This window comes from Paenibacillus sp. VTT E-133291 (assembly GCF_002264395.1).
In the GTDB taxonomy this organism is placed as follows: domain Bacteria; phylum Bacillota; class Bacilli; order Paenibacillales; family Paenibacillaceae; genus Paenibacillus_AQ; species Paenibacillus_AQ nitricinens.
Map to the genome: position 1 here is coordinate 129548 of NZ_NFVA01000005.1, position 16485 is coordinate 146032.

14 protein-coding genes are annotated in these 16485 nt (G+C 44.0%); 7 read left to right on the top strand and 7 right to left on the bottom strand.

Annotated features, from left to right (window positions below):
• Window positions 1-51: 51 nt before the first annotated feature.
• From CA598_RS04050 to CA598_RS04060, 3 genes are all read right to left on the bottom strand, one after another.
• A complete protein-coding gene (locus CA598_RS04050) occupies window positions 52-1626 on the bottom strand; it encodes a DUF3502 domain-containing protein (protein ID WP_094870743.1) in 1575 nt (524 codons plus the stop codon).
• 75 nt (window positions 1627-1701) lie between these two features.
• Window positions 1702-2598, bottom strand: a complete 897-nt coding sequence (locus CA598_RS04055; RefSeq protein WP_218832580.1) for a carbohydrate ABC transporter permease — start codon at window positions 2596-2598, stop codon at window positions 1702-1704.
• 28 nt (window positions 2599-2626) lie between these two features.
• The gene (locus CA598_RS04060; protein ID WP_256989849.1) at window positions 2627-3562 is read right to left on the bottom strand and encodes an ABC transporter permease; all 936 of its coding nucleotides are present in this window, start codon (window positions 3560-3562) and stop codon (window positions 2627-2629) included.
• 536 nt (window positions 3563-4098) lie between these two features.
• Here CA598_RS04060 and bglX point away from each other — a divergent pair.
• From bglX to CA598_RS04080, 4 genes are all read left to right on the top strand, one after another.
• Window positions 4099-6258 carry a beta-glucosidase BglX gene (bglX, locus tag CA598_RS04065; RefSeq protein ID WP_094875496.1) on the top strand — a complete coding sequence of 720 codons (2160 nt, stop codon included), beginning with the start codon at window positions 4099-4101 and terminating at the stop codon, window positions 6256-6258.
• A gap of 112 nt (window positions 6259-6370) precedes the next feature.
• Window positions 6371-7339 (top strand): metallophosphoesterase family protein, encoded by a 969-nt coding sequence (locus tag CA598_RS04070; RefSeq protein ID WP_094875498.1) that lies wholly within the window; start codon window positions 6371-6373, stop codon window positions 7337-7339.
• Between the two features lie 194 nt (window positions 7340-7533).
• The gene (locus CA598_RS04075) at window positions 7534-8286 is read left to right on the top strand and encodes a 3'-5' exonuclease (protein WP_094870739.1); all 753 of its coding nucleotides are present in this window, start codon (window positions 7534-7536) and stop codon (window positions 8284-8286) included.
• 127 nt (window positions 8287-8413) lie between these two features.
• The gene (locus CA598_RS04080; protein WP_094875499.1) at window positions 8414-9190 is read left to right on the top strand and encodes a MerR family transcriptional regulator; all 777 of its coding nucleotides are present in this window, start codon (window positions 8414-8416) and stop codon (window positions 9188-9190) included.
• A gap of 69 nt (window positions 9191-9259) precedes the next feature.
• Here CA598_RS04080 and aroD read toward each other — a convergent pair whose 3' ends face one another.
• Window positions 9260-10024, bottom strand: coding sequence for a type I 3-dehydroquinate dehydratase (aroD, locus tag CA598_RS04085; protein ID WP_094875501.1), 765 nt, complete (start codon window positions 10022-10024; stop codon window positions 9260-9262).
• A 44-nt stretch (window positions 10025-10068) separates the two neighbouring features.
• Window positions 10069-11007, bottom strand: coding sequence for a ribokinase (rbsK, locus tag CA598_RS04090; protein WP_306440452.1), 939 nt, complete (start codon window positions 11005-11007; stop codon window positions 10069-10071).
• Between the two features lie 253 nt (window positions 11008-11260).
• On the opposite strand from rbsK, the gene glgP reads away from it, so the two are divergent.
• Window positions 11261-12877 carry an alpha-glucan family phosphorylase gene (gene glgP / locus CA598_RS04095; RefSeq protein WP_094870735.1) on the top strand — a complete coding sequence of 539 codons (1617 nt, stop codon included), beginning with the start codon at window positions 11261-11263 and terminating at the stop codon, window positions 12875-12877.
• A gap of 250 nt (window positions 12878-13127) precedes the next feature.
• Window positions 13128-14585: a catalase KatA gene (katA, locus tag CA598_RS04100; RefSeq protein WP_094870734.1), complete on the top strand. Its 1458-nt coding sequence runs from the start codon at window positions 13128-13130 to the stop codon at window positions 14583-14585.
• A gap of 155 nt (window positions 14586-14740) precedes the next feature.
• Here katA and CA598_RS04105 read toward each other — a convergent pair whose 3' ends face one another.
• On the bottom strand, window positions 14741-14935 hold the full coding sequence (locus CA598_RS04105; RefSeq protein WP_042184993.1) for a sporulation protein Cse60: 195 nt from the start codon (window positions 14933-14935) through the stop codon (window positions 14741-14743).
• Between the two features lie 394 nt (window positions 14936-15329).
• Here CA598_RS04105 and CA598_RS04110 point away from each other — a divergent pair, with 394 nt between their 5' ends.
• Window positions 15330-15785: a GreA/GreB family elongation factor gene (locus tag CA598_RS04110; RefSeq protein ID WP_060625163.1), complete on the top strand. Its 456-nt coding sequence runs from the start codon at window positions 15330-15332 to the stop codon at window positions 15783-15785.
• 101 nt (window positions 15786-15886) lie between these two features.
• Here CA598_RS04110 and CA598_RS04115 read toward each other — a convergent pair whose 3' ends face one another.
• Window positions 15887-16351 (bottom strand): YdeI/OmpD-associated family protein, encoded by a 465-nt coding sequence (locus tag CA598_RS04115; protein ID WP_179283580.1) that lies wholly within the window; start codon window positions 16349-16351, stop codon window positions 15887-15889.
• Window positions 16352-16485 lie beyond the last annotated feature (134 nt).

The following is a 16485-nucleotide window of genomic DNA, read 5'->3' on the forward strand; positions in this document are numbered from 1 at the left end:
AAGTAAGGGAGCTATATGCTACTATAGCTCCCCCACACCTTTTAACGTTCTTTAGTTCACTGGAACAAACGCAGCCAATTGCTTTTCTACTTCGGCAATAACCTTGTCAATTCCTGCTTTTTTCAGTTGCTCACGGTAATCCGCTACAGCAGCTTTAGGATCTTTGCTTGTTTTACCAAGCATCAATTGAATACCAAGCTGGGAATTCACGTTGGAGATGGAAGCAATTTCTGTAGTTACATTCGATGGATCAAAGCTAAAGCCATTGTATGGATCATCGATAGCGACTTTATCCCACTCTGCAAATAAAGAGTTACGAATTGGGTTTTCTGTATCCGTAGGAACTACGAATTTGTCATTACGAAGTGACCAAGCCGCGAAACCTCCGCCGTCCGTTTTTTCGTTGAAGCCTGGAGGCTGCTTTTTAACACCATTTTCCATAACATATTGTTTGCCTTCAATACCGTTTTGGATGAGGTTGTAGTAGCTTTCGTCAGTCATGAACTTCTCGATCACCATCAGAGAACGCTCTGGATTCTCGGAGCTCGTGCTAATTACAGTCGAGTTATCAACACCCATCTTACGTTTGATCTTCTTGTTGGCTTCCGCAAAAGTAAAGAATGCAGTTTCTGCCTCTGGTTGTGCCTTCAAATCTGCACCGTATTGGCCAATCCAGTCCTGAGCATGAGTCAAATAACCAGCGGAGTTTGCTGCTCTGAAGTTATCTTTGCTGCCAAGAGTTGCAGACAGCACATCCTTGCCCCAGTATCCTTTATCTGCCCATTCACGCATTTTCACAGCCCAATCTTCGAATTCCTGAGTGTATGCTGGATGGAAGACGGTCTTGTAGTCCTCTGGACTTTTAGTCACAAGATTTAGTTCATTCAAAGATATACCAGGTGCGTTAAGCCACATTCCTGTAGTATCTACGAGCATTCTGAACATATTGGCCGCATCTTCTGACTTACCGTTAATTGGTGGGAAGGACTCATTGGCAACAACATTATCCATGTATTTAACCATGTCATCGAGAGTTGTAATTTTTTCCATTCCGTATTTCTTCAACAGGTCTACACGATAGGCATAACCATTTGGTGTATATTCACTATAAAGACTCGGTACGCCATAGATTTTACCTTTGTACTTAGTATTTTCCCATACACTAGCAGGGATTTCTGCCTTCAGCTTAGGAGCAACTTTATCGAGCATATCGGTAAGGTCCACTAGAGCACCTTCACTAGCCAATGTGAAATAGGATACAGGTGCTCCTGGAGATGCATGAGACATATCAAACTGCTCGCCTGAAGCAAATAGCAACGGGTATTTCGTATTGATATCTGGCCAGTCAATATACTTCACTTCAATTGTAGCGTTGAGATCAGCCTTGAGCTTTTTGTTAATCTCAGCTAGAATCGCCTTATTTTGAACACCTTCACTACCCCACAGATAATACACCAACTTAGCTTCTTTGGAAGTGTCTACTCCTCCTGCATTCGTTGAAGCATCTGGTGCCTTCGTAGCTGCCGGATCATTACTCGCCTCGTTGTTCTTCGATGAACAGGCTGTCAATGCCCCAGTAAGCATGAGTACAGCAATTAAAGAAGACGCAATTTTTTTACCTTTCATTAGGTAAGCCTCCCTTTTCTTTTCTATTTATGAATTGCATTTATAATAAACGCGCCTTCGAAAAGGAGACGTCCATTAACCCTTTACAGCCCCAACGGTGAGGCCTGTTACGAAATAACGCTGTACAAATGGATAGAGGAGAATAATTGGCCCGGTGGCCAGCACAGCTGTAGCCATCTTGATGGATTGCGTTGGAAGATCAGCTGTATTGATAACTGCCCCCGAATTGATTAGTGTACCGAGATTCGTCTGATTGACCATTCGCTGCAAGAAGTATTGGAGTGGATATTTCGTCGGGGAGTCCATATATAACATCCCGTTGTACCACTCATTCCAAAAGCCTATCGCCGAGAAAAGCCCGATGGTAGCTAAGGAAGGAACCGCCAGCGGAATAAATATCCGCCAATAGATACGGAAGTCGCCAGCACCGTCAATGGTAGCAGATTCATATAAGGAATCCGGAATGGCCTTCATGAAATTACGCATCAGGAAGATCGACCATGCGCCAACTACAGCCGGTAGAATCATGGCAAATAAGTTGTCTTTCATATGCAGGTGCTTGACCATCAAGATGTACGTTGGAATCAAGCCACCGCTGAAGAGTGTCGTAAAGTAAATTAGAAAGGAAAAGAAGTTGCGATACTTGAAATCCTTGCGGTTAAGCACGAAGCCAGCCATCGACATCATGAACAGTCCAAGGACCGTACCCACTACGGTTATAAAAATAGTTATCTTATAAGCATTTACTAGTTGCGTAGAGTTGTTAAACAACAATTCGTAAGCCTTAAAGGAAAATTCCTTAGGCAGCAGCTTGTAGCCTTCGCGGACAATTTCCTGCTCGTTCATAAACGATGAGGAGATCATTAGTGCAAAGGGAAATACACAGAACAGTGCAAAGATACTAATGCAGATATAGCTAATCACTTTTATGATAATACTTCCGGAATCCTGTTTGATTTTTTGAGTTTCCATATTCATCACCCCTGTTTCGTGTCTGGTTTTAGAACAATGCGCTGTCCGGCTCGACCTTACGTACAATAAAGTTAACTACTAGCACCAGAATCAGGCCAAACATGGATTGGTAGAAGCCCACCGCGGCGCCCATAGAGAAGTTGAATTGTCCCACCAGTGAACGGAAGACATAGGTATCGATAATATCCGTCTGCGGATACAGCACCGAGTTCGTACCGATCAGATTATAGAAAAGGTCAAAAGAGCCCTTGAGAATTCCACCCATACCAAACAGTAAAAGCAGAATAAAGGTTGGCTTCAGAATCGGTAAGGTCATATAACGGATCCGCTGCCAGGTAGTAGCTCCGTCCATATAAGCAGCCTCGTACAGATCATGATTAATCCCTGTGATCGTTGCCAGGTAGACAATCATTCCATATCCGGTAGCGGCCCAGATCTTGAAGGCTACTATGATATATTTCCATATGCCCGGATCAGAATAGAACTCGTAACGGTCTAGCCCCATTCCAGTTAGCATCGTATTGATGAACCCGGAATTAAAATTGAATATATTGTAGGCAAACACACCGACGATAACCATAGAGATAAAGTAAGGTAGGAGAATAACGGATTGAGACACTTTCTTGAACCACTTGCCCGAGATCTCCGATAGCATAATCGCAAACACAATTTGAATAATGTTACCCAGTGCTAGGAAGACGATGTTGTAAAGAAGCGTATTCTTGGTAATATTCCACAAATCTCCATTTTGAACCAGAAATTCGAAGTTTTTCAGACCGATAAAATCACTTCCGAAAATACCCTTGTTGAGCTTGTAATCTACAAATGCGACATAAGCGCCAGGCATTACGGCATAGTGAAAAATAATGAAGTATACGATTACAGGCAGCAACATTAGAAAAAGCACTTTGTTCTTAATGACTTCCCGGACAATATTTCCACCCGCAAGCTTAATTCTTGCCAATGAGCCCACCTCCAATTTGAAAGATGCATTTCATCACATGCATAACTTAGCTTCCTTTCTTGTCCCGCAACCAGCATGAAACTGCTTGCTCATCCTTTATAATAAGCGTATCGGATGATATAGAAACGTTTCCATAATTTCTTTGAAACTCCCTGTACGAAAATCATACTCCCTAGTTGTATGCGCTGTCAATTGATTTTATTTTTGATTTTCTAGTAATAAAAATCACATTTTATAACCTAAATATAATGATTCGGCCGATTTCACGAAGATAATTGACTTTTTATGGCCTTCGGACTAAGATCGATATGTATCGTTAATGGAAACGTTTCTATCTGTTCTTTCACAGACATGTCAGTCTCTATTATATGATGTCTGACAATGAACTCCCCGTTCTTATCTATCTCATGTCTCATCCAATTATATTTATCTGCGTGTGCATAGCGGCGAACTCAAATCGCAAGCGCTTTCTTATTGGTATAGCACATCTATTTGTCACAATAACTTTCAATGCGCTCACGAGGAAGGTGTTAACCATGACTAAACTGTTTATCCAAGATCTTGTGAACGATATGACGCTAGAAGAAAAGTTGGCCCAATTGACCCAGCTAGGCCCTCACTATTGGGGTTTGGATGATACCGTAGATTTAACCGGTCCATTCAAAGAGCTGAACATTAATCCGCAGCTAATGGAGAACATCGGAAGCGTTCTGAACGGCATTGGAGCCAGGAATGTGATTGATCTACAGACCCGGCATTTGCAAGCCAGCCGTCAGAAAATCCCCTTGCTCTTCATGGCGGATGTCATTCATGGCTACAGAACAATTCTTCCGATCCCGCTTGCGATAGGTTGTAGCTTTGATATGGAAGCTTGCGAGCGATTTGCTGAAGTTGCAGCCAAAGAGAGCGCAGCTGCCGGCATCCATCTCACTTTCTCACCTATGACAGATCTCGTACGCGATCCGCGCTGGGGACGGGTGATGGAGACATCCGGTGAGGATCCTTATCTGAATGCCCGTGTAACTGAGAGCATGGTACGGGGCTATCAGGGCAAAGACCTAAAAGAAAAAGGTCGTATCGCTGCCTGTGTGAAACACTTCGCCGGTTACGGCGCTCCCGAAGGCGGTCGAGAATATAATACGGTCGATATGTCCCTCGGCGTATTACGTGAGTTCTATCTACCAGCCTATAAAGCTGCTGTAGATGCTGGTGTAGCCATGGTGATGGCCGCATTCAATACGATTGACCGCATACCAGCAAGCGGTAATTCCAAACTTCTCCGGGGAATTTTGCGTGAGGAATGGGGCTTCAACGGCGTTACCATTGCCGACTTCAATTCCGTCAATGAGCTAATCCCTCATGGTGCAGCTGAGGATGGCCGTGAAGCAGCGGAGAAAAGTATAGCTGCAGGACTTGATATTGAAATGATGTCCACCCATTATCTAAACCACGGCGCTGCTCTAGTCGAAGAAGGCAAGCTTGATATCTCCTTGATTGATGAAGCCGTTATCCGGGTGCTAGAACTCAAGGACGCTCTCGGCTTGTTTGACAATCCATTCAAGGATGCAGATCCAATAGTAGATGAGGCACCTACGCCGAGCGTAGAGAATTTACAAGCTGCGAGAGAGCTGGGTGCCAGCTCAGTGGTGCTGTTGAAAAATGACAATAACGCTCTGCCCCTTAAACACGGTATGAAGATTGGATTGGCTGGTCCCTTCGCCACCTCTATTCAAGTGCTGGGCGGCTGGTCTGGAACGGAAAAAGACCCAGCCGTATCACTCTACAATGGCATTTCTCAAAAAACATCTGCCGCGGATATTATTACGGCCATGACTGGTGAGCTGGGAAGCATGCTGGAGGGTGTTTTTGATGTGGAGGATGAAATCGAAGAAGCATTCCAGCGCCTGAAAGATTGCGACGTCATTCTCACTGCTGTCGGTGAGAATCAGCAGGATACCGGGGAAGGCGGAAGCAAAACCAATCTGCGCTTGTCGACCAATCAGGAGAAGCTGATTTGGCGTCTGAAAGATACCGGCAAAAAGATTGTTACCATTGTATTTAGCGGCCGACCGCTGGAACTAAAGCCTGTTCTTGAGGCTAGCGACGCTTTGCTGCAAGCCTGGTTTCTGGGTACAGAATCCGGAAACTCACTAGCTGATGTGCTGTTCGGAGATTATAATCCGTCCGCTCGTTTATCAATGAGCTTTCCTTACTCGGTTGGGCAAATCCCTGTTTATTACAATGCCTATCAGACGGGACGCCCTTATGATCCTCTATATCCCAATGTACGTTATGTAACCCGATATTTGGATTGCCCTAATGATCCGCTGTTCTGCTTTGGCTATGGTCTGAGCTACTCCAGTTTTGATTACAGCAACTTCAATGTTGATGCTACCGATCGGATTGTTGCCTCCATTGAAGTGGAGAATACTTCAGACATCACCGGCAAGGAAACCGTTCAACTCTATATCCATGACGTTAGCGCAAGTGTTGTACGCCCGGTCAAGGAGCTGAAAGCCTTCCGACAAATTACACTCGCAGCGCATGAGAAACAAGTGGTTTCTTTCGAGATTACTAGAGAAATGCTGATGTTCTATGGAAAAGACGATCAAATGGTCTTCGAACCCGGAGAATTTGATATTATGATTGGTAGGAACTCCGGAGATCATTTCACCCAGCGGATCTGGATCGGCTAACGTCTATGGCTACATAGCTGATAGTGTCAGCCCTCACCCGGCTTGTGTCGCATAAGCGGCTCACGCTTCCGGAGCTTAGAATTCAATATCAGACAGTAAGGGAGATACCCCAATGAGACACAGCTTATCATTTCAGCAAGATGGAACTTTGAAAATTGTACAGTTCACTGATCTTCACTGGATGGATGGAAGAGCCGAAGATCAGCGTACCCGGGAACTGATGGAACGCGTTCTGGAAGCGGAACAACCTGATCTTGTAGTTTTCACGGGCGATCTAATTTACACCGGCCCTGTATCACCTGGTGAAAAGGCCTGTGAAGACCCCGCCCAAGCTTTTCGGGATGCTGTTGCTGCTGTGGAGAAAACGGGAACCCCTTGGGCCTTCGTATTTGGCAACCATGATACAGAAACCCTGATTTCCCGCAATGAACTGATGCAGATTGCCTTGGAGCATCCCCACTGCCTGGCCAAAGCCGGCCCAGAGGATCTCGAGGGTTCAGGGAATTACTCACTTGAAATTAAAGATCAGGATGGCCAAGCGGCTGCAGTCCTTTATTTTATTGACTCGGGCAGCTACTCTGAGATGGAGCATATCCCTGGCTACAATTGGGTTAGCCGGAGTCAGATCAATTGGCTGACAGCTGAATCAGATCGGCTAAATCCAAAGACTGCGGAAGACAGACTACCAGCATTAGCTTTCTTTCATATCCCAATTCCTGAATACCGGGAAGTATGGTTCACACAAGTTTGTCATGGACATAAGAACGAGCGTGTATGCTCACCACATGTTAACTCGGGATTGTTCACCGCTTTACTTGAAATGGGTGATGTGCTGGGCACTTTTTGCGGGCATGACCATGTTAACGATTTTACGGGAAGCCTGTATGGCATACGTCTTTCCTATGGCCGTGCTACCGGCTACAATACTTATGGAAAAGAAGGCTTTATGCGGGGCGCACGCGTCATCAAACTGACCCAAGGCACCCAAGACTTTAATACCTGGATTCGACTTGAAGACGGATCCGTTCTACTGGAACAACCCGTTCATCAACCTGAACCTGATGCCACTCCAGAGTATTAATCGCCTTCCTTCATTTTCTACACTCTTATTTGCTCATTATAGTGATAAAAAGAACCCGCATTGTGCAGGTTCTTTTTTTATGTTCTAATATTAGCTTGTTCCCATACTCCCCATTACATCGCTTTTTTTGTTAAAATAGAGTAGTCGACGTATTAAGCACTACAGCGTCAGTCATGGAACGGAGGCAAGTACCTGTGGATTATATTATTCTGGACATCGAATTCAACGGCCGTAAGTTTGCCAGCGAGCACCCTATGGAGGTCATTGAGATTGGAGCCGTCCGGTTAGACTCTTCATTGCAGTATAAGGATGAATTTTCTTCCTTGATCAAACCCATATATTTCTCCACCCTTAATTCTTTTATTAAGAAAAAAACCGGTATTCCCCAAGAGGAAATCGACATCGCACCCCGATTCCCGAAAGTCATCACTGCTTTTAGAGAGTGGCTTGATCTAAGTACAGATGGAGTGCTGCTGCTTACTTGGGGTGGCGAAGACATGAAACGAATCATTCAGGATGTACGTATGCACAAGATGGACGACTCCTACTGGATGTCCGCAACGTATTTCGATTTACTGAAGGGTGTGCTTCGGGCTCGAGGACTAAGTAATGATGTCAGCGTGGAAAGCGCAATGGCTTTATTTGAACTTGAACCTTCCGGATCTGCTCACCGGGCGCTGGATGATGCAAAGATGACTTCAGAGATTTTCCGCGCTGTGTTTAAGGATCTGGATTTTGAGCGCTCACAGCATTACGTAGATACCTTTTCTAATGCCAAAGAACGTAAGACGGTCAAAGTTGCCATTAAAGCGATGAACTCACAAAAAATAGTACCTACCTGGGACCTTGTTCTCGAACACTACTTCTCAGACAAAACAACCCTAGCTGATCCTCGGAAATTAGAGGAATTACAGAATTATTTTGCGGCGCAGATGGGTCAAAAATAACTTCAAACATCAGCAAATCATAGCAGCGGCAGTCTTCCCAATGATCTTCAGCGGGTAACTGCCGCTGTTTGGGATACCCTAAAAAAACATTTGACCTTCACGCTACGTAAAGGTGTACATTGAATTTGTGGGAGGTGATACTACGGAATACACAGTACAGAAGCTCGCTGAGCTAGCTGGAATCAGTACGCGAACCCTGCGATACTACGACGAGTTTGGCATTCTTAAGCCGGCGAGAATCAACTCCTCGGGGTATCGTATCTATGGCCGCACCGAAGTAGATCAACTGCAGCAAATTTTATTTTATCGAGAGCTTGGCTTGAGTCTGGAACGTATCAAAGCTATTATGACCGAACCGTCTTTCGACGGAGCCAAGGCACTACGGGAGCATCATGACAAGCTGCTTGAAAAGAGACATCAATTAGATCTACTCATTGCTAACGTCGAACAGACGCTAGCTCACCAAGAAGGGAGAATGACTATGAGTGACGCAGAGAAATTTGAAGGCTTTAAACAAAAGCTGGTAGAAGACAACGAGAAGAAATACGGTCAAGAAATTAGAGAGAAATACGGGGACAGCACTGTAGATCAATCCAACAAGAAGCTTAAAGGTATGACAGAAGAACAATATGCGGCTATACAGCAGCTTGAGGAGGAAATGTTTGAGTCCCTTGTTCAAGCGATGGAGCATGGAGATCCTGCCAGTGTATTGGCGCAAAAAAGTGCTGATCTGCACCGCCAGTGGCTCTCCTTCTACTGGGATTCCTATTCCAAAGAGGCACATGCCGGTGTTGCACAAATGTATGTTGATGATGAGCGTTTTAGCAAGTACTACGACAAGCATCGCCCTGGACTTGCAGCGTTCTTAAGAGATGCCGTTCACGTATACACGGGTGCAAAATAATAAAAAAGAGCGGCACCGGAAATCCGGTCGCCGCTCTATTTCTTTTATCTGGAACCTTGCTGATCCCTCTTATAGACTGCTATGCAGCAGTGACAGTACTTTTCGCAGCTCAACTACAGCTACCTGCCCAGGTGCAGATGGTTTATGTGCCGCTCCAAAGGTAAGCGCTGAACCGAATATTTCACCGGCTAGACGGCTAATTACCCCAGCTCCAGCCATAGACATCGTTATAATTGGGCGATCTGCATATTGTTCTTTCATCATATGGGTAGCTTCTAGTAAAGTCAGTACATCCCCCGCATCCTTAGGCATCACGGCAATTTTGGGCAGGTCCCCCCCAAGCTCCTGTGCTTTACATAGTCGTGAGATGATTTCCTCTTGAGAAGGGGTTCCATGAAAATCATGATTGGATATAATGACAGACACATTATGGGTATGAGCAGTCTCGACTAGCAGCTTTACATCCTGTTCCTCATTAAATAATTCAATATCTATTATGTCTACCAGCCCGCTTTCGGCTGCAGCAGTATTCAATGCAATGTAGTACTCCTTGCTAACCTGCTTTTCGCCACCTTCTTTGGCACTCCGAAAAGTAAAAATCAGCGGTAACTCCGGAATTACAGAATGGATTTCTTTTAGTGCTGAATTGACCGCCTCTACGTCTTCAACTTCATCAAAAAAATCCGTCCGCCACTCTACTAAATCGGGACTAAGCTCTTTTAATGATTCGGCTTCCTGTTTCAGTTCAGACAAGGTAGCTCCAATCAACGGAACACATATTTTAGGGATTCCTTCGCCAATGATCACATTTTTTACGATTACTGTCCTGCTCATTATTTCAGCCCCTATCCAGTCGTCTGTTATAGATTCTGTATTGTTTATTTTACTGCCGATACATATTTTAGAAACTGTTCGACCTCTGATAATTGCGGAAGCGATGGGATCGCGCCTTCTTTCCCTACAGCCAGTGCTCCAACAGCATTAGCGAAGCTCACTGCCTCCTCCAACGTTTTGCCTAAGACCAATTGCTGGGCTAATGCCCCATTGAATGAGTCTCCGGCAGCAACCGTGTCTATCGCCTTAACCGGGAATCCAGGAACTGACTTAGCGCCTTCAGCATTAACGATCAGTGCACCTTTAGATCCCAAGGTTACGATCACATTTTTAACACCTTTTTGCAGCAAAATACGGGCTGCCTGCTCAGCAGTCTCTAAACTATCTACAGTCATTCCAGTCAAAATTCCCGCTTCCGTCTCATTAGGTGTCAGATACGATACTTGACCCAGCATCTCGTCTTTAAGTACTCTAGCTGGTGCCGGATTCAGAATGACCGGAATTCCATGACGATGTGCAATGGCAATAGCATGCTCACTCATCGCCAGTTCCATTTCAAGCTGCATCACTATCATCTCAGCCTGGCTAATTACAGCCTCTAACGCCTGTATATCCTCTGCAAATAGATCAATATTCGCTCCGGGTACAACGATAATCCGATTCTCTCCATCTTCTTCAATAACGATTGAAGCTACACCTGTTGCCTCAGTTTCACTCATTGAGATATGTTCTATATGAATACCTTCTTGCTTAATAATCTCCAGCATTTCGCTTCCAAAGGTATCTTTTCCGATGCTGCCGATCATACTAACCTCAGCACCCAGACGTGCTGCGGCAACGGCTTGATTCGCTCCCTTTCCACCGGGAGATAGAGCAAATACTTGTCCCATAAGCGTTTCTCCTGCATTCGGTGCCCGGCTCGTACGTACTACCATATCCATATTTATGCTTCCAATCACAACTATACCCAACTTAAACACCACCAGTAATTATTTCTTCAATCTCTTTATCTTAGGGTCTTCCCTTCACTTTATCAATCACTTCCGTTGATTTTACCCCTAATTGGCTATTTTCACCAAATCGACGTTATGCTTTTATAGATAAAGTGTGCTAGAATGATGGTGCAATCGCTTCCACAACGATTGTTGGCTGTTTTTTGAGCAAACGTTTGCATCGTAGATAATGCCAGCAGCTTTACTGCAATTCAATCTAATCCGCGATTAGGAGGCTTATCAAGTGAACGAACAAAAATTACCAACAGTAGCTTATTTCAGTATGGAGTACGGGTTACATTCCGATTTTAAAATGTATGCCGGAGGGCTTGGAATTCTCGCCGGTGACTACATTAAGGGAGCTAAGGACATCAATGCTCCTATTATCCCTATCGGGCTGAAGTGGAAACAAGGGTATACGGATCAAAAAATTGATGCGAATGGTAATCCGTACGACTCCTATCACAATTATGTTTATGATTTTCTTGAAGATACAGGGGTGAAAGTAACCGTTAAAGTCAGAAAGACCGATGTGGTGTGCAAAGTATGGAAGACTGATTATTTTGGCAACAGCACGTTGTATTTACTGGATACGGATATCCCCGAGAATAATGATGCCTGGATTACTGGACAACTGTACGGCTGGTTCGGCGAGGAACGGATCGCACAAGAGATCGTACTTGGAATCGGTGGAGTAAAAGCTATGCGTGCGCTAGGCATACCGATTGATGTGTATCATTTCAATGAAGGCCATGCAGCCCTTGCAGCTATCGAGCTAATCCGAGAGAAAATGTCCGGAGGCAACACCTTTGAGGAAGCTTGGAAAGCTACTCGGGAAGAGGTTGTGTTCACTACACATACCCCAATCAAAGAAGGCAACGAAACCCATCCCCTCGACCGCTTAGAGTATATGAGTGCATTTAATGGTTTAACCCGTGATCAGATGGAGCGAATCGGTGGTGAGCCTTTCAACATGACAGTTGCCGGTCTGCGCCTCTCCCGAATATCCAATGCCGTGGCTCAGCTTCATGCGGATACAGCCAATAAGATGTGGAAAGAGGTTGCCGGAAGATCGGATATCATCGGCATTACTAATGCGATTCATACGCCTACCTGGGTTGATGAAAGAATGACCCAAGCCTACGAAGAAAATGGCGATTTATGGGCAGTGCATCAGGAAATTAAAGGTGAACTGATTGATTTTATTAAAGAACGCTCTGGCATTAGCCTCAATGCTGATAATCTACTTATTGGCTTCTCACGCAGAGCTGCTCCGTATAAACGCAGTGACCTGATCTTCTCGCAGCCGGACATTATTGAGCCTTATCTGGAGTCCGGCAAAATACAAATCGTCTTCTCTGGCAAAGCTCATCCACTCGATGATAACGGCAAAAAAATCGTCAGCAATTTAGTGGCGATGATGAAAAAATATCCGAAGAGTGTTGTCTTCTTAGAAAACTACGATATGACTATCGGCGCACAGCTGACACGCGGTTCTGATATTTGGCTCAATAATCCTCGTAGACCACTGGAAGCAAGTGGTACCTCCGGGATGAAGGCAGCCATGAACGGGGTATTGAACTGCTCTATTCTAGATGGCTGGTGGCCGGAAGCCTGTATAGATGGCAAGAATGGCTGGCAGATTGGAGATGGCTTCGAGACAACTGACTTCGAGGTTCTGGATAAGCATGATAGTGATGCGCTATACGACACCCTATTGAATCGAGTACTCCCAACCTATTATGAGAATCGTGAACAGTGGGTACAAATGATGAAGAAGAGTATCGAAACCACTCGCACCGAATTTGCCACCAAAAGAATGCTGGATGAATACTATAACAGAATGTACATTAAAAACTAAGTACAGAAAACGGATATTCCTATATCAAAATAGAACAGCGTACCCTCCAGTGATGGTAGAGGTGCGCTGTTTCTTTTTTAACTCTGCTTAGTAATTAATCACTCTATCTATCATATATATCTGAATGGGACGACGATTACCACATACTGTAATGTGTCAATTAATCAAAAAGTGTTGCATTTTCCCCAAAAAACATTAATATAGAACTTATACTAAATCTAAAATCAAATCTTACGAGGTGATTCTATTAATGAGCTCCAATAATAATAATCTTACGACCAGCTGGGGTGCTCCAGTAGGCGACAATCAGAATTCAATGACAGCCGGTGATCGTGGTCCTACTTTGCTGCAAGATGTCCATCTGCTTGAAAAATTAGCCCACTTTAACAGAGAACGTGTTCCTGAACGTGTCGTTCATGCTAAGGGTGCTGGCGCTCATGGGTATTTTGAGGTCACTCAGGATTTAACTCAATATACAAAAGCTAATTTTTTATCTGAGGTAGGCAAACGCACACCCATGTTCATCCGTTTCTCTACGGTTGCTGGGGAGCTAGGTTCTGCTGATACTGTACGGGACCCTCGTGGTTTTGCTGTGAAATTTTATACGGAAGAAGGAAACTATGATCTCGTAGGTAACAATACACCTGTATTCTTCGTTCGTGATGCAATCAAGTTCCCTGATTTTATTCATACACAGAAACGTGATCCACAGACTCACTTAAAGAACCCTAATGCGGTTTGGGACTTCTGGTCTTTATCTCCGGAATCTCTACATCAGGTGACTATTTTGATGTCAGATCGCGGGATTCCAGCTACGCTGAGACATATGCATGGGTTCGGAAGCCACACCTTCAAGTGGGTAAATGACGAAGGAAATGCAGTCTGGGTGAAATATCATTTCAAAACAGAACAAGGCATTAAGAACCTTGCTCCAGATCTTGCCGCAAAAATAGCTGGGGAGAACCCAGATTATCATACAGAAGACTTGTTCAATGCTATTGATAAAGGAGATTTCCCTGCGTGGAAACTCTACGTGCAAATAATGCCGATCGAAGATGCGAAGACGTACCGCTTTGATCCATTCGATGTAACAAAAGTATGGTCGCAAAAAGATTATCCATTAATTGAGGTTGGCCGCATGGTACTGGATCGCAATCCAGAGAACTACTTCGCGGAAGTAGAGCAAGTTACGTTCTCGCCTGGCTCTTTCGTCCCTGGTATTGAAGCTTCTCCTGATAAATTACTACAGGGTCGACTGTTTGCTTACGGCGATGCTCATCGTCACCGTGTAGGTCCTAACCATAACAGCCTGCCTATCAACCGTCCAAAAGTAGAAGTGAAGAACTATCAACGTGACGGTGGCATGGCACTCGGCAACAATGGCGGATCCGGTGCTTATTACGAGCCTAACAGCCTAGGTGGACCTAAAGAAGCACCACAATACAAAACCTCACCCTTCGAAGTATCTGGAAATGCCGACAGTGTCTCCTATAATAGTGACGATCACTATACACAACCTGGTGACTTGTATCGCCTGTTGAGTGAAGAAGAGCGTATCCGTCTTGTTCAAAATATCGTAGGTGCTATGACCCCCGTTGAAAGTAACGATATTAAACTTCGCCAAATTGTTCATTTCTATAAAGCTGATCCGGAATTGGGACAGCGTATCGCTTCCGGTTTAGGATTATCCGTTCCAGACGGTATATAAGACTGTAAATGCACTTATATAATCAAAGAGGACCTTTACCTGTAGATGGGAAAGGTCCTCTTTTTAATAAGAAAAGCTAAAACATATAATATATTAGAACAATCACGATGCATAGTGTGGAGACAACAGATAAGCACGAAAAAAAAGTATTCCAGTTATTGCCCTTCATTTGTCTTATACACGACCAGTATACTGCTTCTTTGATGCTCTGCCCCATCACGTGAAGATTTAACTACCGAACCGTAACAGATATTCACAACCTGTTCCTCACGCAGCCCTGCCAAGAACTCATTAGCTTTATTCTCAGCATACGAATTATCAGCATCTACAAACTCTTTTACTTGAATCATCCTGATCTCTCCTTTAATAAATTTTAGTTACTTTTTATGTCTAGATTCTATAGGTAAACTCAACGAAATGTACATGGCGTATCACTCCCCTGGTAACATTTAATGTAAATTTATCTTCGAAATATAGTATAGGCATTCCGCAGTTTTCTACGAAATGCCCATAACATCAGCCTATCATAGCACCCAACTATACAATAGTCAAACGTTTTAAATACAATATTTAGTAAGAATTAATTGCCTTTGCAAAATGGATTGGATTTACATATAGAAGCTGTTATACTGATCAGAAGGTTCCCTCTGGGGGACCTCTATTTGTATAGGAGGGATTGTACTATGGCAACGCGTCATAACAAATTTGCAAAGAATGTGCTACTTAGAGGGGGTGAAATCTACTATGAACCATAGTCTAATTTATGAAGGCTCAAGGACACAATTGGTCCAGCAGCTTATTTATTTTGATGAGGAAAAAATCGCATTTCTAAATCAGTATTTCCCGGAACGAAGCAAACAAAGAAGTAATGCTGAAACGCTGTTGTCCCGTTATTGCTCCGAGCTGGAACAATTACTTTCCCGTTTTAATGGTGAAGAATTGAATTCACTCGTATTGATTGGAAGTCAGCTTCAGCTACGCTACTTAGACGACAATACTACAGATACCTACACCATCGTATTTCCAAACCAGGCAGAACCCAATGATAACAAGATTTCAATGTTCTCGCCTATTGGCATGCAGTTGCTGTTAGCTCAGATCGGCAGTACATGTCAGCTTGCTATACCTTCAGGTGAGTTATCAGTAAAAATCGAAAGTATTAAGTTTGTGAATTGTGGTGAGGTAGCCGTTCTTATTTAAGCCAACTCGCACATATCACCAACATTAACAGCGTCCCTTTCCAATCTTATGGAAGAGGACGCTGTTCATCTATTCAGCCTGCTAAGCACTTCTTTATACTCTTATTTAAGCCTTAAGCCTTCACCCAGTTTACTGACTGATTTATCGATACGAGATGCTCTGGTTTCAGGTTTTTTCGCTGCTTCGATCCAAGACACATATTCCTTCTGATAAGAATAAGCTAGAACGTTAAAATAAGCTTCTGCCTGCTCATGGCTACTCAGCGCATCAAGGAAATCCTCTGGGGCTTCTACCTCCCGTAATTGATGATCTTGCTCCATCGTCATACGCACAATATCACCAGGTTGAGCTTTGGCTAGATCCCTTAGTTCTTTCTTTACCACCATAAAATGCTTTCCGTTTCCATGGGGCATAAGCGTTCCTCTATAGGGGATTCCATTTACACTTCCTTTTACCTGTATTCTGGACTTTGTTTCAAATATTTGTTCGGCATCAAAAGGGACGTTAAGAAAAGTCCAGCTCCCGCTTGCATCAGGCCGCACTAATTTAGCTTCGAATTCAAACATAGCTACATCCCCCTCAACTAAAATCCTATGTTCTATTGTATCCATTCGAATGTAACGATACAAAAAAACACCTATCTATAATAGACAGGTGTTTCTTAATTATAAGCGGGTGATGGGAATCGAACCCACGCTAT